Source organism: Synechococcus sp. 60AY4M2 (assembly GCF_002760375.1).
GTDB lineage: Bacteria > Cyanobacteriota > Cyanobacteriia > Thermostichales > Thermostichaceae > Thermostichus.
Genome location: NZ_AUMZ01000001.1, coordinates 353901 through 373591 on the forward strand (window position 1 = coordinate 353901; position 19691 = coordinate 373591).

21 protein-coding genes, 1 tRNA gene and 1 pseudogene are annotated in these 19691 nt (G+C 60.0%); 13 read left to right on the forward strand and 10 right to left on the reverse strand.

Annotated features, from left to right (window positions below; all coding sequences use genetic code 11):
* Positions 1–114 precede the first annotated feature (114 nt).
* Positions 115–312, forward strand: a pseudogene (locus tag SYN60AY4M2_RS01530) (hypothetical protein); the annotation flags it as partial.
* A 21-nt stretch (positions 313–333) separates the two neighbouring features.
* Here the strand turns inward: SYN60AY4M2_RS01530 and gatC are convergent.
* The 3 genes from gatC to SYN60AY4M2_RS01545 all read right to left on the reverse strand — a co-directional run bounded on the left by gatC (position 334) and on the right by SYN60AY4M2_RS01545 (position 1599).
* Positions 334–627 carry an Asp-tRNA(Asn)/Glu-tRNA(Gln) amidotransferase subunit GatC gene (gene gatC / locus SYN60AY4M2_RS01535; RefSeq protein WP_011430197.1) on the reverse strand — a complete coding sequence of 98 codons (294 nt, stop codon included), beginning with the start codon at positions 625–627 and terminating at the stop codon, positions 334–336.
* A 67-nt stretch (positions 628–694) separates the two neighbouring features.
* Positions 695–1216 carry a photosystem I assembly protein Ycf3 gene (locus SYN60AY4M2_RS01540; protein ID WP_011430196.1) on the reverse strand — a complete coding sequence of 174 codons (522 nt, stop codon included), beginning with the start codon at positions 1214–1216 and terminating at the stop codon, positions 695–697.
* A gap of 77 nt (positions 1217–1293) precedes the next feature.
* Positions 1294–1599, reverse strand: a complete 306-nt coding sequence (locus tag SYN60AY4M2_RS01545) for a chlororespiratory reduction protein 7 (RefSeq protein ID WP_099813191.1) — start codon at positions 1597–1599, stop codon at positions 1294–1296.
* Positions 1600–1721: 122 nt separating this feature from the next.
* Here SYN60AY4M2_RS01545 and trpS point away from each other — a divergent pair, with 122 nt between their 5' ends.
* Positions 1722–2717, forward strand: a complete 996-nt coding sequence (trpS, locus tag SYN60AY4M2_RS01550; RefSeq protein WP_011430194.1) for a tryptophan--tRNA ligase — start codon at positions 1722–1724, stop codon at positions 2715–2717.
* Positions 2718–2729: 12 nt separating this feature from the next.
* Here trpS and SYN60AY4M2_RS01555 read toward each other — a convergent pair whose 3' ends face one another.
* On the reverse strand, positions 2730–3731 hold the full coding sequence (locus tag SYN60AY4M2_RS01555; protein WP_206336903.1) for an EamA family transporter: 1002 nt from the start codon (positions 3729–3731) through the stop codon (positions 2730–2732).
* Between the two features lie 104 nt (positions 3732–3835).
* Here SYN60AY4M2_RS01555 and truB point away from each other — a divergent pair, with 104 nt between their 5' ends.
* Positions 3836–4735 (forward strand): tRNA pseudouridine(55) synthase TruB, encoded by a 900-nt coding sequence (gene truB / locus SYN60AY4M2_RS01560; RefSeq protein ID WP_011430192.1) that lies wholly within the window; start codon positions 3836–3838, stop codon positions 4733–4735.
* A 225-nt stretch (positions 4736–4960) separates the two neighbouring features.
* Complete coding sequence (gene apcB / locus SYN60AY4M2_RS01565) at positions 4961–5464, forward strand: allophycocyanin subunit beta (RefSeq protein ID WP_011430191.1); 504 nt, start codon at positions 4961–4963, stop codon at positions 5462–5464.
* A gap of 1 nt (position 5465) precedes the next feature.
* On the opposite strand, the gene SYN60AY4M2_RS01570 is transcribed toward apcB, so the two are convergent.
* The gene (locus SYN60AY4M2_RS01570) at positions 5466–6143 is read right to left on the reverse strand and encodes a TIGR03943 family protein (protein ID WP_011430190.1); all 678 of its coding nucleotides are present in this window, start codon (positions 6141–6143) and stop codon (positions 5466–5468) included.
* Positions 6144–6446: 303 nt separating this feature from the next.
* On the opposite strand from SYN60AY4M2_RS01570, the gene SYN60AY4M2_RS01575 reads away from it, so the two are divergent.
* The 5 genes from SYN60AY4M2_RS01575 (at position 6447) to SYN60AY4M2_RS01595 (ending at position 10663) form a co-directional block, all read left to right on the forward strand.
* A complete protein-coding gene (locus SYN60AY4M2_RS01575) occupies positions 6447–7448 on the forward strand; it encodes a zinc-dependent alcohol dehydrogenase family protein (RefSeq protein ID WP_011430188.1) in 1002 nt (333 codons plus the stop codon).
* A 35-nt stretch (positions 7449–7483) separates the two neighbouring features.
* Positions 7484–8053 (forward strand): hypothetical protein, encoded by a 570-nt coding sequence (locus tag SYN60AY4M2_RS01580; RefSeq protein ID WP_011430187.1) that lies wholly within the window; start codon positions 7484–7486, stop codon positions 8051–8053.
* Positions 8054–8075: 22 nt separating this feature from the next.
* Positions 8076–9680, forward strand: a complete 1605-nt coding sequence (locus SYN60AY4M2_RS01585) for an AAA family ATPase (RefSeq protein WP_228375484.1) — start codon at positions 8076–8078, stop codon at positions 9678–9680.
* 196 nt (positions 9681–9876) lie between these two features.
* Complete coding sequence (locus tag SYN60AY4M2_RS01590; RefSeq protein ID WP_011430185.1) at positions 9877–10530, forward strand: Crp/Fnr family transcriptional regulator; 654 nt, start codon at positions 9877–9879, stop codon at positions 10528–10530.
* Between the two features lie 60 nt (positions 10531–10590).
* Positions 10591–10663: transfer RNA gene (locus tag SYN60AY4M2_RS01595), tRNA-Phe, on the forward strand.
* Positions 10664–10777: 114 nt separating this feature from the next.
* Here SYN60AY4M2_RS01595 and SYN60AY4M2_RS01600 read toward each other — a convergent pair.
* Both SYN60AY4M2_RS01600 and SYN60AY4M2_RS01605 read right to left on the reverse strand, forming a co-directional pair.
* Positions 10778–11776 carry an ABC transporter permease gene (locus SYN60AY4M2_RS01600; protein WP_228375483.1) on the reverse strand — a complete coding sequence of 333 codons (999 nt, stop codon included), beginning with the start codon at positions 11774–11776 and terminating at the stop codon, positions 10778–10780.
* A 57-nt stretch (positions 11777–11833) separates the two neighbouring features.
* Positions 11834–12640, reverse strand: coding sequence for an ABC transporter ATP-binding protein (locus tag SYN60AY4M2_RS01605; RefSeq protein WP_099812154.1), 807 nt, complete (start codon positions 12638–12640; stop codon positions 11834–11836).
* Between the two features lie 244 nt (positions 12641–12884).
* On the opposite strand from SYN60AY4M2_RS01605, the gene argJ reads away from it, so the two are divergent.
* Positions 12885–14105, forward strand: a complete 1221-nt coding sequence (gene argJ / locus SYN60AY4M2_RS01610; RefSeq protein ID WP_011430182.1) for a bifunctional glutamate N-acetyltransferase/amino-acid acetyltransferase ArgJ — start codon at positions 12885–12887, stop codon at positions 14103–14105.
* A gap of 23 nt (positions 14106–14128) precedes the next feature.
* Here argJ and psbH read toward each other — a convergent pair whose 3' ends face one another.
* Positions 14129–14332: a photosystem II reaction center protein PsbH gene (gene psbH / locus SYN60AY4M2_RS01615; RefSeq protein WP_011430181.1), complete on the reverse strand. Its 204-nt coding sequence runs from the start codon at positions 14330–14332 to the stop codon at positions 14129–14131.
* Between the two features lie 190 nt (positions 14333–14522).
* On the opposite strand from psbH, the gene psbN reads away from it, so the two are divergent.
* Both psbN and dapF read left to right on the forward strand, forming a co-directional pair.
* Positions 14523–14654: a photosystem II reaction center protein PsbN gene (gene psbN / locus SYN60AY4M2_RS01620; protein ID WP_011430180.1), complete on the forward strand. Its 132-nt coding sequence runs from the start codon at positions 14523–14525 to the stop codon at positions 14652–14654.
* Positions 14655–14680: 26 nt separating this feature from the next.
* Positions 14681–15550, forward strand: a complete 870-nt coding sequence (dapF, locus tag SYN60AY4M2_RS01625; RefSeq protein WP_099813192.1) for a diaminopimelate epimerase — start codon at positions 14681–14683, stop codon at positions 15548–15550.
* A 3-nt stretch (positions 15551–15553) separates the two neighbouring features.
* On the opposite strand, the gene SYN60AY4M2_RS01630 is transcribed toward dapF, so the two are convergent.
* Both SYN60AY4M2_RS01630 and SYN60AY4M2_RS01635 read right to left on the reverse strand, forming a co-directional pair.
* Positions 15554–16243, reverse strand: coding sequence for a hypothetical protein (locus tag SYN60AY4M2_RS01630; protein ID WP_240527676.1), 690 nt, complete (start codon positions 16241–16243; stop codon positions 15554–15556).
* 86 nt (positions 16244–16329) lie between these two features.
* A complete protein-coding gene (locus SYN60AY4M2_RS01635; RefSeq protein ID WP_099812155.1) occupies positions 16330–16893 on the reverse strand; it encodes a hypothetical protein in 564 nt (187 codons plus the stop codon).
* A 201-nt stretch (positions 16894–17094) separates the two neighbouring features.
* Between SYN60AY4M2_RS01635 and pcrA the strand changes: the two genes are divergently transcribed.
* A complete protein-coding gene (gene pcrA, locus SYN60AY4M2_RS01640) occupies positions 17095–19440 on the forward strand; it encodes a DNA helicase PcrA (RefSeq protein ID WP_099812156.1) in 2346 nt (781 codons plus the stop codon).
* Positions 19441–19691 lie beyond the last annotated feature (251 nt).

A 19691-nucleotide genomic window follows, 5' to 3' on the forward strand; every position in this document is an offset into this window, starting at 1 on the left:
CGCCCAGATTGTGAGACTCAGGGGCATTGAACCCCTTCGTCTCACCGCCTATCCTCCATCCCGCCAAGCTGCGCTGTGGCGGGAGTACCCCAGAGGTTCTGATGGACGCAAGCCAACCGCTCGCTTGAGAATACCCGCCTGGTGCTCTGGTACAGCTTTGGCTGCAACCATTTCCCCCGCACCGAAGACTGGCCGGTGATGCCGGTTAGCTACATCGGCTTTCTGCTCAAGCCGTTGGGCTTCTTCGAGTGCAACCCGGCCCTGGATGTGCCTCCTCCCCCCCCAAAGAGCAAAAGCTGCTGTAGCTCATAGCTGCAGGGCTTGCCAGTTGGGCTAATCTTCCCCTTCTAGGATGCGGGGCACCTTGAAGAACATGTCAGCGCGGTCGGGAGCGTTGGCCAGGATCCCTTCGATATTGGGGTAGGGCTCCACTTGGTCGGGGCGAGTGGGCAGCTCCGCATCCAGCACATGAAAGGTGGGCTCTACCCCTTCCGTATCCAGTTCTTTCAGTTGCTCCACGTAGGCCAAGATATCGGCCAGTTGCTCGGTAAACTGGATTTCCTCTTCTTCCGTAAGCTCCAGCCGCGCCAGGTGGGCAACATGTTGCACCTCTTCTCGTGTCAGCATCCTTCCTTTCCGCCAGCAGGTTTGACTTCTGGTCAATCTAGCTGAACTGGGGTACTTGGGGGAAGACTCAATACAGCTCCAGGTTGGCGCGTCCCGTGGTCTTGAGCCAGTTTTGCGCCTCGATGTAGTTGTTGGGGGCAATGCGAATGGCGCGGATCCAGTATTGAGCCGCCTCATCGAACAGGGCCTCTGCCGTCTCCTCATCCCCGGCCTGCAGGCTCTGCTCGCCCTTGTGGTGCAGCAAGACGGCAATGTTGTTTAGGGCAGAACAGAGGCGGGGGTTCAGCTCCAGGGCCTGGTGGTAGTACTCCAGGGCTTTGTCCAGTTCGCCATTGCTCTGGTAGATCAGGCCCATGTTGTAGAGGATGTAGCTGCGGTCTTCGTCGTCTTGCTCCAGGGCCAGGGCTTCTCGGTAGTTTTCTAGAGCCTCGGCATATTCTCCCTCGCTCTGGGCCGCCATGCCGTCCCGGTAGTAGGCAAAGGCCTTCTTCTGCTCAGGACTCACCCCCGGCATCAGCTTCAGGATCAGGTCAGCCATGACGGTGAAGGTTTTGTCGATGAAGTTGTCGTTCTTCATGCTGCGCGGCATGATTGACCCCCTTAGAGCGCAGGACAGGGTATCTCTTCTTTGGGTTGTAGCATGCCTATGGGATCCCGTGCGTGGCCTCAAGCCGGATGCTGGCCGGGGCGAGAAGAAGCTGAGGGGCGCTTGCGCAGGCGTACAGGATGCCACTGCACGGTTTCGCCAGGGGAGACCTCCACCTCACAGGCCGTGTCGATGAGCCGTTGCGCCTGGGCTTGAGGGGTGGGATAGCGGGCCAGATCTGCATCCACCAGATGGGGGTGCTCCTGCAACAGCCGCACAAGGAACTCCTGCAATTCCTCGGGGGTGAGAAATTGCTCTGGCAGGCCCGGGATCAGCAGCACGTAGTGGTTGGCAGCACGCAGCAGTTCTGGCTCCGGGTCTGCCATGGTTTCGGGTTGCTGTCTTTCTTCCCTCATAAACCAACGGGTTGCGGCTCTCTTGATATCCTGAACAAAGACTTTCTTGGTTCTCGTCCTCCCTCTTGTTGGCGTTTGAGATCGCTTTTCCTATGGCCAAGCCGCGCACGCTTTCTGGAATCCAGCCCTCCGGCGAGTTGCACCTGGGCAATTACTTGGGGGCCATTAAAAACTGGGTGGCCGAGCAGGAGCGCTACGAGAACTTCTTCTGCATTGTGGATCAACATGCCATTACTGTGCCCCAGGATCCCAAGCTGCTGAGGGAGCGCACCCGTTCTTTGTTTGCTCTCTACCTGGCCTGTGGCCTCAGCCTGGAGCACTGTGTGCTGTTTGTGCAGTCCCACGTGCCCGCCCACACGGAGCTGGCCTGGCTGTTCACCACCATCACCCCTATGAACTGGGCGGAGCGCATGATCCAGTACAAGGAAAAAAAAGAGAAGCAGGGAGAGGAAACGAGTGTTGGCCTGTTCAGCTACCCGATTTTGCAGGCAGCGGATATTCTCCTCTACCAGCCCAAGTATGTGCCGGTAGGGGAGGATCAGCGGCAGCACATCGAGCTGTGTCGGGACATTGCCCGCCGCTTTAACGACCGCTTTGGGGAGGTGTTTGTGATCCCAGAGGCGCTGATTCGCCCGCAGGGGGCGCGGATCATGAGCTTGACCGATGGCACCCGCAAAATGTCTAAGTCGGATCCCTCGGATTTCAGCCGCATTCACTTGCTAGACGACCCCGACACGATCCGCAAGAAGATCCAAAAATGCAAGACCGACTCGATTCGGGGCATTGCCTTCGACGACCCGGCACGCCCGGAGGCCCACAATTTGCTGACGATCTACATGCTCACCTCCGGCAAAAGCAAGGAGGAGGTGGCGGCTGAGTGCGCCGAGATGGGATGGGGACAGTTCAAGCCCCTCCTCGCCGACAGCATTATCGCCACCCTGGAGCCCATTCAAAAGCGCTACCGGGAGCTCTCGAGTGACCCCGACTACCTCCACGGGCTGATGCGGGAAAATGCCGCCAAGGCCCGTGCCGTGGCCGAGCAAACCCTCCAAAAAGCGCGGGATGCCATGGGGTTTCTGCCCCCCTAGGAGAAGGCTCCCTTAGTCGGGTCGGCCATCGCGGATCTCGACGGTGCTGAACTCCAGGCCCAGCTCCGAGAGGATCCCTGGCCAGGCCAGGCGCAGGCGCTCCTGCCACTCCTGCCGGTGGTTGATGACATACACGCAGACCAGGGTAATGCCCACTCCCACCCATTGCACCGGCGTCAGGGTCTCGCCCAGGAAGGTACTGCCGAAGAGGAGGGCAAAGATGGGGGTGAGAAACGTGAGGGAGCTGAATTCGGTGAGATTTTCCTGAGAGGCGAAGTAGAAGAAGAGGGCGTAGGCCACGGCGCTCCCCATCACCGAAGCGTAGAGCAGGCCCAGCCAGTGGGCGCCGCTCAGGTGCTGCCATTGCTCGCTTTCTGTTAGCGCCGAGAGCAGGATCAAGGGCAGGCTGCCCAATACCATGTGCCAGCCTGTCGCCAACACCGGATCCGCCACCTCCGCCACCTTCGGCATCATCACGGTGCCAATGGCCATCGACAGGGAAGCCAGCAACATCCAGACCACGCCGGCCCCCACCTGCAGGGATCCTTCCCCGCCGAGGCCGATAAGGCTGATACCGAGCACGCCCAGCCCCAGACTCAGCCAGCCCAGGGATCCCATCCGCTCCCGGTAAAACCAGGTGGCCATCAGGGCCACCGCCAGCGGCTGCGAGTCGATCAGCACGGATCCCAGCCCGGCGCCGGTCTCTCTCAACCCTTGCGCCAAAAATCCCTGAAAACAGGTGCCGTCCACCAGGGCAAAGGCCAAGACCCACAGCCACCCCCGCAGCCCCTGGGGATGCCAGGGCTGAGAGGCCGCAGAGGCCCGCCCTTGCCAAAGCCGAAAGGCTAAAACCAGGATCCCGGCTGGCAACAGCCGCAGAATGGCCATGAAGAGAGGAGTGGTCTCGGAGAGGGCATCTCGCATGGCCACCATCGCCGAGCCCCACAGGAAAAAAGGGGCGATCATCAACAGGCGTTGCCAGATAGGCTGAGGAAACAGGCCAGATTGCGCCATAGGTGCTTCCAACTCGCAGACAGAAATCAACCCTATGTTAAGCGCTGCGGCAGTTCGGTTACAAATCTTAATTACTGATCAATGACTGATGGGTGATGGGCAGCATGGGATCCCTGGAGGGCTTTCTCAACCTGGATAAGCCGGCCGGGCTCACCTCCCACGACTGTGTGGCGGTGGTGCGGCGGGTCTTGCGCACCCGCCAGGTGGGGCATGGCGGCACTTTGGATCCGGCGGCAACGGGAGTTCTGCCCATTGCCGTGGGGCGGGCGACGCGCTTTTTGGCGTTTTTGTCGGGGGACAAGGTCTATCGGGCCACCTTTCGCTTTGGGCAGCGCAGCGACACCGACGATGCCGAGGGGCAGATCCAGGTGGGATCCCCTTGTCCGGAGCTGAGCCGCGAGCAGGTGGAGGAATGTCTGCGGGAGTTTGTCGGCGAGATCTGGCAGGTGCCGCCTCTTTACAGCGCCATCAAGCGGCAGGGGAAAAAGCTCTACGAGCTGGCCCGGGCCGGGGCAGAGGCGGCAGAACTGGGGCTGGAGCCGCGGAGAGTAGTGATTCGACACCTGCAGATCTTGGGCTGGCGCTCTGGCGAGTTCCCGGAAGTGGATCTGGAGATCGCCTGTGGCCCCGGCACCTACATCCGCGCCCTCGCCCGCGACGTGGGGGAGAAATTGGGCTGCGGAGGCTTGATGAGCCGCCTGCGACGGCTGCAAAGTGGCCCTTTTCGCAGCGAAGAGAGCCTGCCCCTGGAGCAGTGGCAGGGATCCGCCGATCCCGCTGCTGCCCTGTTGCCGATTGAGTGGGGATTTCGCAGTTGGAACTCAGTATTCTTATCTCCGGCTGAGGCGCAGCGCTGGCGACAAGGTCAGGCCATTCCTCTGGATCCGGCTCAGGCCACTGCCGAGACCCTGCGGGTCATGAGCGGAGAGGGAGAATTTTTGGGCTTGGGGCACAGCCAAGCAGGTCAGCTCAAGCCGCTGCGGGTGTTGCTGCCGGATCCCTAGAGCGTTGCAGAAAAGTTACATTTTCGTAACAACATCTGCCATTGGCTGAGGAGAAGGCGGGAAAGAACCCCCCGCATGCTAAACTTCTGGGGGCAAGCGGGGAGCTCGGAGCGCTGCCGGTGTTGGGCTCTGGCTCGATTTTCCAAGGTTGGCCTTTGGACGTTGCCGGCAAAATTCTCATCTCAAGCTACTTTTACATAGAGTTACAGGAAGGGAGTTGGGGATATGCGGGATGCCGTAACCACACTGATCAAAACCTATGACCTGGCCGGCCGCTACTTGGATCGGAATGCCATGGACGCGCTCAAGGCCTTTTACGATTCGGGTCTGCGGCGCATCCAGGCCGTGCAGGTGATTAACCTCAACTCGGTGGACATTGTCAAGACGGCTGCTGCGGCCATGTTTGCCCAGGTGCCGGATCTAATCCGTCCGGGCGGCAACGCCTATACCACCCGCCGCTACGCCACCTGTTTGCGGGATATGGACTACTTCCTGCGCTACGCTTCCTACGCCCTGGTGGCCGCTGATACCAGCATCTTGGACGAGCGCGTCCTGGCTGGTCTGCGGGAAACCTACAACTCCCTGGGGGTGCCGATTGCCCCGACAGTGATCGGGATCCAGAACATGAAGCAGCGCACCCTGGAGCTGCTCGGCTCCGACGAGGATTACAGCTTTGTGGCCGAGCCCTTCGATTACATGAGCGCTAAACTCAGCGAAACCGACATCTAACCTACTCGTCGGCGTAGGGATTGGCCGGCACCGGTATTGGCTCCACCTGATCGGCCAGGATCACCAACTGAGGCTGGCCATCCCGTTGCTCCACGGCCATCCGCCCTTCCAGACGCAGCCAACTGTCCGGAGCCAGTTCCTCCGAGCGGGGCCAGCGCACCGGCAAGCCGACCGGGTAGGCATCGGCAGCGCAGCAACTCACCAAAAAGCGAGCGATGACAAAGTGGTCAGGTTGCTCGTCAGGAACGACGAACCCCTGCACCTGCACCGGCTGGCCTTCATAGGTATAGGGATCCGGGTAGACATCCAGGGTGCGCACCCAGTCCAGCAGGGTGCGCTGGCGTGGATCAATCTTGGGACGAAAAGCCTGCGGCTGGCTGCGAGAGGCACCCAAATAGGGAGATACCCCCCGGTTGAGGGCCGTCTGGCTGGAGAGGGGACGGGGCTCGACCCAAAACCCCAGCAGCGCCGTCAGGATCAAGAGCGCCGCCCCCAGGCGCGACCCCAACAGGGAGACATGGCTTTCCGAGGGCGCGACTTTGGCCCCCCGCCACCGGCCAATCCCCAGGCCCAGCAGGCACAGGCCGGCCAGCAGAGCCACGTTTACATAGGCGGGGTTAATCAACAGCAGCAGGGTGCCCCGCCAGCGGTAGACGATGAGCAGGCTCCCCAGGAGCATCAGCCCAGCAGCATCCCAATAGGCTGGGTTACCCCAGCCGAGCCAGGAGCGCGATCCCAGGCCAGCTCTAGTTGCTTTTGACCGTGCCTTGCCGCCGAGAGAGCCAGAACCACCTGCGGGCATGGGCTACCGCTTGCCTCCACAACTCCGAAGCTTAGTTTAGGGCAAGGGATCCCTGGAGCGGTTCTCTTGGCTTATGCTACTAACCATTGTTCAGAGACCCCCTTGCCGGTGTATCCTCAGGAGCGCGGCGGCAATCGCGGGGCAGCAAGTCGAGCAAACCGAGCCTGAACACTTGAGAAGATGAAAGCCATCCTCATGAGCGTGCCGGGTGGGCCGGAGGTTTTGCAACTGCAGGAGGTGCCCGACCCGCAGATTCGCGGCGAGCGGGAGCTGCGTGTCCGCCTCAAGGCCGCCGGCGTCAACCCCATCGACACCAAGCTGCGGCGGCGAGGCACCTTCTACCCCGAGGAGATGCCGGCCATTTTGGGATGCGATGGCGCCGGCGTTGTAGAAGCCGTGGGATCTGGGGTCAGGCAGTTTCGGGTTGGGGACGAAGTTTACTTCTGCCACGGCGGCCTGGGCAGAGAGGCGGGGAACTACGCCGAGCTAATCGTGGTCGATGAGCGCTTCGTCGCTCCCAAGCCCAGAACCCTCAGCTTTGCCGAGGCTGCCGCCGCTCCCCTGGTGCTGATCACCGCCTGGGAAGCCCTCTACGACCGGGGACGGCTGCAGGCCGGCCAAAAGGTGCTCATCCACGCCGGGGCAGGGGGTGTTGGCCATGTGGCCGTCCAACTGGCCCGTCTGCGGGGATGCCAAGTGGCTACCACCGTGAGCACGCCGGAAAAGGCCGAGTTTGTCCGTTTGCTGGGGGCCAGCTTGCCCATCTTCTATCGCCAGACCGACTTTGTGCGGGCCGTTCTGGATTGGACGGAGGAGGAGGGAGTGGATCTTGCTCTCGATACCCTTGGCGGCCCAGTGCTGGAGCAGACCTTCCCTGCCGTGCGCGTGTACGGCGATCTCGTGACCCTGCTGGCGCCAGCTCCAGAGACCGATTGGCGGGTGGCCCGCGACCGCAACTTGCGAGTGAGCTTTGAGCTGATGCTCACCCCTATGCTGAAGAACCTCATCGTTGCTCGGCAAAACCAGGCGGAGATCCTCCGGCAGTGCGCCCGCCTCATCGACCAGGGCCAACTGCGCATCCGGCTCAGCCACACCTTTCCCCTGGCCGAAGCGGCTGCCGCTCACCGGCTGCTGGAACAGGGATCCGTTTTGGGCAAAATTGCCTTAACCATCTCCGACTAGGCATGCTGGAGGAGGCCCTGCCCAGATCCGAGTCTATGGCCGCTCCCCTCACCCCTCACCTGTTGGAGAACGAGAGCTTCTACGAGAATGCCCTCTGCTGGCTAGGGCGACCGCAGACGGCCTATCGGCTGCTGAGCGAGGCGGTTTTTCCGGCCATCTCCTCTTGGGTGCGGGGAGAGGTGGACAGCTACTCCTTCAATCACTGGCAGCCGGAGGACGTGCGCACCTTTCTCTACCCGGTGGTGGCTCTGGGAGACCAGGAGACCCTTGTTCTCGCCAGCGAGGCCCTGCTCCTCTGCGGCAGTGGCAACTACTACAACCCCTGTGACTTGGCCATTGTGGTCTTCGTGCAGCAGCCCCAAGAGCTGTTCAGCCAACTGATGCAGCGCATCCGCCGCGCCGAGGCCATCATCACCCGCGGGCCGGAGGTGCGCATGCTCTCTGAACAGGTGAGCCTGGCCAAGCGGGGGCGAGACTACATCAACACTAAGTATCTGGTCTGGCCCTACGCCCTCTCTGCTGCCGCTCAAGATACTTTGGTTAAACAGGGGATCAGCATTATCCGTCTTTCACCGCAAGCGGCCGCCCTGCCCTTGGGAGACTAAGCTGAGGGCAATTTGGAGGAAAATGGGGATCCCTGACTTTTCCGTCTCCATCTTTATGGCCGATGCCCACCTGCCGCCGCTAATCCAAGCGATGTTGGATCCGGGGTTTTACCCCCATCCGGTGCGGGAGCCGATTCAGCTCGTCCAAACCCACATTTCCTACATTTTCTTGACAGGGAACTACGCCTATAAGGTGAAGAAGCCTCTGGATTTTGGCTTTTTGAATTTCACCACCCTGGAGCGGCGACGCTACTTTTGTCAAGAAGAGCTGCGCCTGAACCAGCGCGGAGCGCCAGGGCTTTATCTACAGGTGTTGCCCATTGTGCAAGCCGAGGGCCGGTTTCAGCTTGACGGCAGTGGCGAGCCCGTGGAGTACACCCTCAAAATGCGGCAGTTTCCTCAAGAGCAACTCTTTAGCAACCTCCTCGAGCGGGGGGAGCTGACGCCACTCTTAATGGAGGAGCTAGGACGGGTGGTGGCGGCCTTTCACGCCCAGGCGGAGACCAACGACTACATCCGCAGCTTTGGCCGGCCAGAGCAGGTGCGGCAGGCTTTCGACGAGAATTACGCCCAAACCCAGCGCTACATTGGCGGCCCTCAGACGGCAGATCAATATCGGGAGACCCAAGCCTACACGGATCGCTTTTTTGCCGAGCGACAGGAGCTGTTTTACCAGAGAATTGAGCAAGACCGCATCCGCGAAGGCCACGGGGATCTGCATCTTGGCAACCTCTGTTGGTGGGAAGGCCAGATCTTGCTGTTTGATTGCATTGAGTTCAACGAGGCCTTCCGCTTTGTGGATACGATGTACGACGTATCCTATGCAGTGATGGATCTGGATGCCCGCCATCGCCCCGATCTGGGCAACGCCTATTTGAACAGCTATCTGGAAGAGACAGGCGATTGGGAAGGACTCAAGATCTTGCCCATTTACCTCAATCGCCAGGCCTACGTGCGGGCCAAGGTCACCTCTTTTTTGCTAGACGATCCTGCCGCCTCGGAAGCTGCCAAAGCCAATGCCTTCCACACTGCCGCCCGCTACTACCGACTGGCCTGGGAATACACGCTGCCCAAACAGGGGCAGTTGTTTCTGATGGCCGGCCTGTCGGGAGCGGGCAAAAGCACGGTGGCCCGCCACCTGGCCCGACAGCGAGGGGCCATCCACATCCGCTCCGACGCCGTGCGCAAGCATTTGGCTGGGATCCCTCTGCGGCAGCGAGGGGGGCCAGAGGTGTATACGCCCGAGATGACCGACAGGACTTATCGCCGCCTGGTGCAATTGGGAGTGGAGTTGGCCCGGGAAGGTTACAGCGTGATTCTGGACGCCAAGTTTGACCGGCAAGCGCTGCGGGGCATGGCAATTGAACAAGCCCAACGGTGCCGGATCCCGTTGTGCATCCTCTACTGCCACGCCCCTGAACCTGTCCTCCGCGAGCGGCTGCAACGGCGAACGCTCCCTGCTTCGAGCCTGGGTGAGCCGCTGAACCTCGCCGACATTGCCGATGCCACCGCCGATCTCCTTGCCCAGCAGCAGGCGCAGTGGCAGGATTTTTCCGAGGGGGAGCGGCGCTTGCTGCAGGTTTTGGATACCAGCCAAGATTGGCAAGCGCAACTGCAGCAGATCTAGGTCTCGACTCCAACTGACCAAGGTTACCGGCAAAGCGCATGCTGCCGTTTCCGGGTTAGAGGCTGACCGCAGCCCCTGCTGATCTCAGGCGGCGGTCAGGTGAAGAGTTTTTCTCTGGGAAGAGAGTTGGGCAAGAATCGAGGCGGTGCAGGAGGAGACCCCAGTGAGCGAGGTAACGGCTGAAGATTTACGCCTGATGTTTCTGTTTGAAGGCTTTTCCCCTGAGGTGCTCGAGCCGCTGGCCCGCCAGATGTTGCTGCGCTCCCACCCTGTTAACCAGGCCATCCTGCTACAGAACGACTGGGGCAACGCCGTCTATTTCATCCTGGAGGGTTGGGTCAAGATTCGCACTCACGATCTGGAGGGCCGGGAGGTTACCCTCACCATTCTTGGCCCAGGGGAGATCTTCGGGGAAATGGCCGCCTTGGACGAGGCGCCCCGTTCCAGCGATGTGATTGCCCTGACAGCCACCAAGGTCTGCTCTCTGTCGGCCCAGAACTTTCTGGCCCTTTTGGCTGCCGATGCGCAGGTTGCCATCCGCCTTGCCCAGCTCTTGTCGCGACGTTTACGGCAGATCAACCGTCGCCTGCAATTGCGGGAGGCCAGCAGCGTCGCTCGCGTCGCCGATATCCTGCTCTTCTTGGCGGAGTCCCGCGGGCGGGTCGGTTGCAAGGGGGTAGAAATTCCCAATTTGCCCCACCGGGAGCTGAGCAGCTTGAGTGGCCTGGCCCGGGAAACGGTTACCCGTGTCTTGTCTAAGCTGGAGCAGGAGGAGCTGATCCGCCGGGATCGGCAGCGGGACATCCTCTGCATCCCCCAGATGGATGCCCTGGAAAAGCTAATTGGCTAAAGCGAGGGTTGCCACCTGTTGCCAAAAGCCCTCTTGGCATTCTAAAATGATAGTCCCAGAGCCGGGATAGCTCAGTTGGTAGAGCAGAGGACTGAAAATCCTCGTGTCACCAGTTCGAGTCTGGTTCCTGGCATCTGCCAATAACAGGTCAAGATGGGCTCAGGGCTGCAACCTGAGCCTTTTTGTTGCCGGGAATTCCCAGTTCTTGCCTTTTGCGAAACCGCTTCTGCCGGCTCTATGGCAAAAATTAGTTCTCGCGGCGCACAGCGCTCTCGTGCCACCTGCCCAGTATCTTGTCCGACAAAGCGCTCAAGGCCACAAAGATCAGGATCCCTAGGCCGGTAACCAGCACCAAGGCGGCAAACATGCGAGGCACCTGCAAATTAAAGCTGGAGATCAAGATTTGGTAGGCGATCCCGGCCCGTTGCCCACCGGTGCCGGCGACAAACTCCGCCACCACGGCCCCGATCAAAGAAAGGCCGCCGCTAATGCGCAGACCTCCCAGGAAGTAGGGCAGGGCACTGGGCAGACGCAAGTAGATCAAGGTTTGCCAGCGATTGGCCTTGTACAGTTGAAACAGGTTGAGCAGGTTGTGATCGACACTGTTTAATCCCAGGGTGGTGTTGGAGATAATGGGGAAAAAGGCGACAATCCAAGCGCAAACCACCATCGCAGCAAAGGTGTTGTTGCGCAGCCAGATGATGATCAACGGCGCGATGGAAACGATGGGTGTTGTTTGCAAAATCACCGCATAGGGAAAGAGGCTGCGCTCAATCCATTTGCTCTGGGCAAACAAAATCGCCAGCAAAAGCCCCGAGACTGTGGCCAAAAGGAACGCCACCACCGTAATTTGTAGGGTGATCAAAAGGGAAGGGAAAAGGGATCCCCACTCCCGCACCAGGGTTTGCGCCACCAAAATCGGCCCCGGCAATAGATAGGGAGGCACCCCCGTCAGCCGCACGGCCACTTCCCAGCCCACCAGAAAAAGGATCCCGACGATCCCAGGGGCAATCACGTCCAGGTTGAACCACTTGCGCAGATCCAACCCTTGCCCAGAGGTCGGCGGCGCAGAGCCAGGTACCTTAGCCGCATCGGTGGGTTGGGGCCTGAGTTGTTCTTCCACCGCGCTGCTCAGCCGAGGCAGCTCCCCATCCAGCCAGAGCCCAAAGGGGCGCTCTGGCGCGCCAAGCAGGGATCCCAGCCAGCGAGACAGCCAATCGAGAAGGAAACTGAAAGGACTCAGCATAGGGTAGGGGGAATCAAGGGGCTCTAACACCGGGAATGCTGCCAAAGGGGGATCCCGTCAGCCCAGCCGTCCGGCGGAGAGGGGGTGCAGGCAGGGATCCCGCTCCGTGTCGTGCATGGCCTCCCGCAAACGGGTCGCGACCTCCCGGCAATAGTCGTTGTAAAGGGGCGAGGTGCGAAACTCTTCCGAGCGGGGGTAGGGCGCCTCAATGGGGATATCCGCCACCACCCGCCCTGGGCGGGCTGCCATCACCACCACGCGGTTGGACAGATAGACGGCCTCGTAAATGTTGTGGGTAACAAAAATCACCGTCCAGCGCTTCTCCTGCCACAACTCCAGCAGTTCGCCGTTCAGCTTGCTGCGGGTGATCTCATCCAAAGCACCAAAAGGCTCGTCCATCAGCAACACCTGCGGCTTGGTTACCAAGGCGCGGGCAATGGAAGCCCGCATGCGCATACCGCCGGACAGCTCGCGGGGAAAATGGCGCTCAAACCCCCGCAAGCCCACCAGGTGGAGGGCTTCCAAAACCTCTCGATCGGCTTTTGGCCGAGGCTCACCGGCCAACTTCAGGGGCAGGCGCACATTGTCCATCACCGTTGCCCAGGGCATGAGGGCCGGCTCCTGAAACACAAAGGCCAATTTGGGCTTCCCTTGGGAGGTGTTTTGCCCCCACTCGATAGAGCCAGTGGTTAGGTCACCTAACCCTGCGATCAGCCGCAGCACCGTGCTTTTCCCACAGCCAGAGGGCCCCACCAAGCTGACGAACTGCCCCTCCTGGATGGCCATGTTCATGTCTTGCAAAGCCACCGTGCCATTGGCATAGACCTTGCTGACATGGTTAAGGGTAATGACAGGGGCGGGCATGGCTCGCGGTTCCTAGAGCAGAGGGCAAAGGGATCCCTTCCCAATCCAGAAAGAGAAGGGCGCACATTATCATTAAAACAACACTATCTGTCGCCTCTGCTGCGGTAGGCACAGCTACACCCCCCGACCTGGTTTCCAGAGAGTTTCTCGGGCAAAACTTGCCAGTTGCCAACCCTGGCCCTCAACCCCGATCTGAGCGCCAAGCCGGTATGATAGTGCCGATCACCCCCTGGCCCCAGAATCTATGGGATCCCAATTTAAACGGGTTGCAGGCGCCGTTACCGCCCCGCGAGGGTTCCGCGCTGCTGGCGTGGCTGCTGGCCTCAAGCCCTCCGGCGCTGCCGATCTCGCCCTAATTGTTTCCGACTGCGAGGCGGTGGGGGCTGGCGTTTTCACCAGCAACCAGGTCAAGGCCGCCTGTGTTACCTACAACCAAGGGATCCTCGCCCAAGGGCAGCCGGTGCGGGCCATTCTCTGCAATGCCGGCCAAGCCAACGCCTGTACAGGAGAAGAGGGGGAGCGCAACAACGCCCAACTGGCCCTCTGGGTAGGAGAACGGCTGGGGATCCCGGCCCAACAGGTGCTCACTGCCTCGACAGGGGTGATCGGGCGGCAATTGGAAATGGCCAAAATCGAGGCGGCCCTGCCCCGCCTGATCGACAGCCTCTCGCCGACAGGAGGAGAGAGCGCCGCCCGCGCCATCCTCACCACCGACCTGGTGACCAAGAGTACAGCCCTGGAGGCCGAGATCGACGGCTACACCGTCAGGCTGGGAGGCATCGCCAAGGGATCCGGTATGATCCACCCCAACTTGGCGACGATGTTAGCTTTCCTAACCTGCGATGCAGCCGTGGATCCTCCCCTCTGGCAGCAGATCCTCAAAGAGGCGGTTGACCTCAGCTTTAACCAAATCACCGTGGACGGGGATACCAGCACCAACGACATGGTGCTGGCTCTGGCCAACGGCCAAAGTGGGATTCCCACCCTGCAAGCTGGCACGAGAGCTGCCCAAGCCCTCGCCGAGATGGTTGTCCAGGTTTGCATTCACCTGGCTAAGGCCATCGCCCGCGACGGCGAGGGAGCCACCAAGTTGTTGCAGATCCGGGTGCAGGGCGCCCCCGACGACAGGTCAGCTCGGCAGATAGCCCGTGTCATTGCCAGCTCTCCCCTGGTGAAGGCGGCAGTTTTTGGCAACGATCCCAACTGGGGCCGGGTGGCCGCCGCCGCCGGACGGGCTGGGATCCCCTTTGACAGCCGTCGCTTGGAGGTTCGCCTGGGGGATTTTCTGCTGCTGCAGGGGGGAATGCCTCTGGCTTTTGATCGCCAGGCGGCCTCTGAGTACCTAAAGAGAGGGGATCCCGTAACCTTTACGGTAGACCTCCACCAGGGATCTGGCCAGGGCGTTGCCTGGGGCTGTGACCTCAGCTACGACTACGTGCGCATCAACGCCGAGTACACCACCTAGACAGCCCGCGGCAGCCAGGAGCCCTAGAAGCTGAGGCTCTCCCAGGAGACGTTGATGTCTTCCAGGAGCAGCGACTTGTTGTAGATCTGCAGGATGATCAGCAAGAAGATGCCGAACAGCACCATAAAGACCGCCATCAAAGGCGTGGTGCCCCAGCCAGGGGCCACCTTGCCGTATTCCGAGTTGAGAGGACGCAGCAGATCGCCCAGTTTGGTACGAATCGCCATAGGTTCTCGCGATAGGTCAAAGAGAGGACAGGTTTGCCAACTTGGAGGTCAGCACGGCGGCAGATCCCAGCCAGACAACCTCCTTTTAAAATCACGCTAACAGAATCTGGTCACTCCCCTTTGCCGCCGGCAATGAATTGTAAACTTGTGTAATATGTAGGGAGATTCTCTCAGAACTGAAGAGCTAACCATGGAATCCACCCTTTCGCTGGTTGTGGCCATTGCGGCAATAACCATCTGCATCACCGCCTTTGCCATCTACACCGCCTTTGGCCCCCCTTCCAAAAACTTGCAGGATCCCTACGAGATGCACGAGGATTGAAGCCGGTTGTTGTGCGGTTCCGCTGCATGCCTGTTCGGTTGCCCTCCCGTCTCTCCTTCCACAAATACCAGGGGCTGGGGAACGACTTTATCTTGGTGGACAACCGCCACCAGCCGCAGCCCTGTCTGACGCCTGAGGAAGCCGTTGCCCTCTGCAACCGCCGCTTTGGCGTGGGGGCCGATGGGGTTATCTTTCTGCTGCCGGGGCAGGAGGGGGCCGACTTCAGCATGCGCCTGTTCAACAGCGACGGCTCGGAGGCGGAGATGTGCGGCAACGGCATCCGCTGTTTGGCCCGCTTTTTGCAGGATCTGGGGATCCCTGGCCAGGACGGCGCCTACCAGATCCACACCTTGGCGGGGCGGATCGTGCCGCAGGTGCGGCCCGATGGCTTGGTAACAGTGGACATGGGGATCCCTCGCCTCTTGGCCGGGCAGATCCCCACCACGCTGGCCAAACCAGAGGAAAAGGTGGTGCGGCAGCCCCTGCAGGTAGGCGGGCGGGAGTGGGCGGTGACGGCGGTGAGCATGGGCAACCCCCACTGTGTGGTCTTTTTGGAAGAAGGGGGATCCCTGGAAGAGCTGGACTTGGAAAGGGTGGGCCCCCTGTTTGAGCATCACCCGGCTTTTCCCGAGCGCACCAACACCGAATTTGCCCAGGTGCTCGGCCCAAATTACCTGCGGCTGCGGGTTTGGGAGCGGGGGGCAGGGGCGACGCTGGCCTGTGGGACGGGTGCCTGTGCTGTTTTGGTGGCTGCTGTTTTGGAGGAGCGCGCAGAATCGCAAGCTACAGTAGAACTGCCGGGAGGAAATCTGGAAATTCGCTGGGATCCGAGCACACAGCACGTGTGGATGACCGGCCCTGCCCTACACGTCTTCAGCGGCACCACTGCCGGTTGAGAACTAGGCTCCCAGACCCAACAGGAGGATGGCCAGGAGGCCGAGGATCCCATAGGCAACGCTCCAGCCCTGCCGCCAGATCAGCGCCACTGCCAGGCCCAATAAGACCAAGCCCAAGCCCAGGCCAAGGCGGAGAAATAGAGGGTGTACAAACTGGCTGAGGGAGCGTTTGAGCCAGGGGAAGATCACCCCCAAGGCGAAGGCCAGTCCTACGGGGATCCAATCGATCCAACCTGTCTGCTCCCAGCCCCCCAACAGGTAAAAGCCGCCCAGACAAAGGCCCAGGCAGAAAAACAGCACCCGCATGCCGGGATAGTCTTGTCGATAGTTGAAAGCAAGGCTTCGGAGCTCCTTGGGGTGGGCCAAGACCAATGGCTCTACAGCAAAGCTTTCGCTCCACTCCGGCGCTTCTTCAGTTTGTCCGCGGCACCAAAGGTAAACGTTGACCTTGCGCAACCCTTGCAGCAGAGAGGCTTCCACCGCACTGCGCACCACCTCCATCACCTGCAGGGTATCCACCACATCGCCCGGCAGCCGTTCCAGCAGCACGTTGAGAACAGGCCCCTTCAGCTCGGCTCGGCCAAACAGCCGCAAGTTGGCAAGCTTGTAATCGAGGATTTGGTTCAAGATTTTGAGCTGGCGGCGCATGGGATCCCGCGAACAGAGAGCCGTCGTTCGACCGGTTGACTTCAAGCTTCAACATGACCGGTATGACCAGTTTAATGGCTTGGGCCAGAGCAGCAGAAAAGAGGCGTTGCCGGTGTGAAAGGGAAGTGGGACTATCCCATGAGGGTGCGAATGCACCGGCGAATGCTGAGGTTGGATTGCTCCAAGTCGGCAAATCCGCTCAGAAGAGTTCCCTGGCCGTCCAAAAGCAGCAAAGCGGCCTGTTGGCGAAAATTGATCCCAGGCAAAGCTGCAGCGGCTATTTCTTGCAGCTTCTGGATGGTTGCTCCCTCAAAATCGACCGAGACATACACAAACGGAGAAACCAGGCGGGGATCCGTCGGTACACTCTCCCGGATGGCCTGCAAAACCAAATTTCGCACCAACAGCAGCCCCCTGCCATCCACCAGCACGATCTGGCGCAGCCGAGGGTTTCGCCCAAACTCGAGGGCCAAACTTTTGGAGAGGGCTTCCGATTGCGAGCGGGTTTGGCTGTTGGTCAAGATCAGCGCTTGAATGCCCTCATACCGACTTAGGTCAAGCCGATCCCCAGAAACGCTTTCCACCTTGAGGTCAAGAGATGTTTTGGGGTTGCCGTTGCTGGGGCAGTTGCCAGCTTGGGCGGGATCGAACGCACCTTGAGAAAGCAGGGCAAGGGTGGCAAACCCCAAAGCCACAAGTCTCTTTTGAACGCAAAGCCAGCAGCGGTTAGCCAGGGCACAGCAGCAGGACAGTCCTCGGTTCATGGCGGGGAGTTCTGGAGGTGGGCCGGCCAAATCTTAACCGATCTTCATCTTTGGCGCTCCAGAATGCCCTTTGGCTTCTCGTCCCCATTGGGTTGGCGCCCATAATGGAAAGCAGTTTCTGCTTTGCCGACTATGACTCACGCCTGTTTGTTGGATGCCCTCAACCCTGCTCAACGGCAAGCGGTGCACCATTTTTGTGGCCCTTTGCTGGTGGTGGCGGGGGCAGGTTCCGGCAAGACGCGCACCCTCGCCTATCGCATCGCCCACCTCATCCGCCACTACCGGGTGGATCCGGAGGAGATTTTGGCCGTGACCTTTACCAACAAGGCCGCCCGCGAAATGAAAGAGCGCATCGAACGGCTCTTTGCCGAGCAAGAGGCCCAGGAGCAATTCGGGATCCCCTTGGCGCAATTGGAGCCGGCCCAGGCGACGCGGCTGAAATCGGCGGTCTACCACCGTTGGATCAAACCCCTTTGGATCGGCACGTTTCACAGCTTGTTTGCCCAGATCCTGCGCCTGGAGATCGAAAAATATCAGGATCCCAAGGGACGAAAGTGGACTCGCAACTTCTCGATTTTCGATGAATCGGACGCCCAATCCCTGGTTAAAGAGATTGTAACTAAGCAACTCAACTTAGATGAGCGCAAGTTCGATCCAAGATCGGTGCGCTATGCCATTAGCAATGCCAAAAATCAAGGTTGGACCCCTGCCGATCTGGAGCGCCACCAGCCCAATTTCCGAGGTCGCATCCTCGCTCAGGTTTACGAGCTCTACGAAGATCAACTGGCGGCCAATAATGCCCTCGATTTCGACAACTTAATTTGGATCCCGGTGCAACTTTTCCGCCAAAATGAGCAGGTTTTGGCCTACTGGCACCAGCGCTTTCGGCACATCTTGGTGGACGAATACCAAGATACCAACCGCACCCAGTACGAGCTGATCCGGCTCCTGGCCACCAACGGCGAGACCCGCCGCTCCGAGTGGGACTGGACCAATCGCTCCCTCTTTGTGGTGGGCGATGCAGATCAAAGCATCTATCGCTTTCGGGGGGCCGATTTCACCATTTTGCTGGAGTTTCAAGAGACCTTTGGCGATGGCCTGCCGGACGACGATACCCGCACCCTGATCAAATTGGAAGAAAACTATCGCTCCACCGCCACGATTTTGCAGGCGGCTAACGTCCTGATTGAGAAAAACACCGAGCGCATCGATAAAATTCTCCGGCCAACTCGCCCCCCCGGCCATCCCATCGTTTGCTACCAGGCGGAGGACGAAATGGCCGAGGCCGAGTTTGTGGTCAATACCATCCGGCGATTACACAGCCAAAATCCCAACTCTTCCTGGGGAGATTTTGCCATTCTCTACCGCACCAATGCCCAATCTCGCCCTTTTGAAGAGGTTTTGCTGCGGTGGGGGATCCGTTACACGGTGGTGGGGGGGCTGCGATTTTACGATCGCAAAGAGATTAAGGATGTGCTGGCCTATTTGCGGGTTGTGCTCAACCCTGCCGATTCTTTTAGCCTGTTGCGCATTATCAATGTGCCGCGGCGGGGCATCGGCAAGTCCACTCTGGACAAGCTAAGCGAAGCGGCGGCTGCCTTAAATGTGCCCCTGTGGACTATCCTCAGCGACGAGGCCTCTGTTACCAACCTGCTGGGGCGTTCGGCCAAGCCGGTTCTCCAGTTTGCCCAGCTTATCCAGCATTGGCACAGACAGATGGCCCAGGTTTCGGCTGCCGCCCTTCTGGAGGGGCTGCTGCGGGATTGCGGCTATCTGGAAGATCTCAAGGCCCAGGGCACAGAAGAGGCCGAGGAAAGGATCGCCAACGTGATGGAACTCTACAATGCCGCCCGCCAATTTGAAGAAGAACAGGAGGATCCCAGCCTCGAGGCTTTCTTGAGCAATGTGTCTTTAGCTTCCGATTTGGACACCCTTCAGGAGGGAGCTGAGAAAGTTTCGCTAATGACGTTGCATGCTTCCAAAGGGCTGGAGTTCCCGGTGGTGTTTTTGGTGGGGTTGGAACAAGGCCTGTTTCCCAATTTTCGCGCTTTGGAGGATCCTGCCGCGCTGGAAGAAGAACGGCGCCTCTGCTACGTGGGCATCACCCGCGCCCGCGAGCAATTGTTTGTCTGCCACGCCAGCGAGCGGCGGCTCTACGGCAACCGCGAGCCCGCCATCCCTTCCCTATTTTTGAGTGAGCTGCCCCAAGAGCTGATCCAATGGGAAAAAGGCAGGGGGCTTTCGTTCTCCGCCGACAACACGGCTGCGGCCACGCCCAAAGCAAAGGCTGCTCGCCGCCAAGGCCGTTCCTCCCAGTGGGCCGTTGGGGATCGCCTGCAACATCCCCAATTCGGACAGGGGCAAATTACCCACGTGTTCGGCAGCGGCGAACGGATCACCCTGGCGGTGAGGTTTCCCGCCATCGGCCAGCAGAAAATCTTGGATCCCCGCATCGCGCCCATTCAAAAGCTCAGCTAGCTGGCTGGGCTCGAAACCGCTTTGGAGATGGATGGCGTAGCGGTATGGGTCTCATCCTTTTTTGTAGGTGCCTTGATCTCGCCCAGAACTTGCTTGGAATAAGGCGGCTTGGCAGGGATCCCTTTTGTCTTGACACTCCCACCCAGGGGATTCTTACGCAGTCCACAAAAGAACCCGTAACGGCGTTGTCAAAGCGCCTCTAGACAGTTCCTGAAGGCAAAGCCCCAAGGTTCTGCTGACTTTCTTAAGCA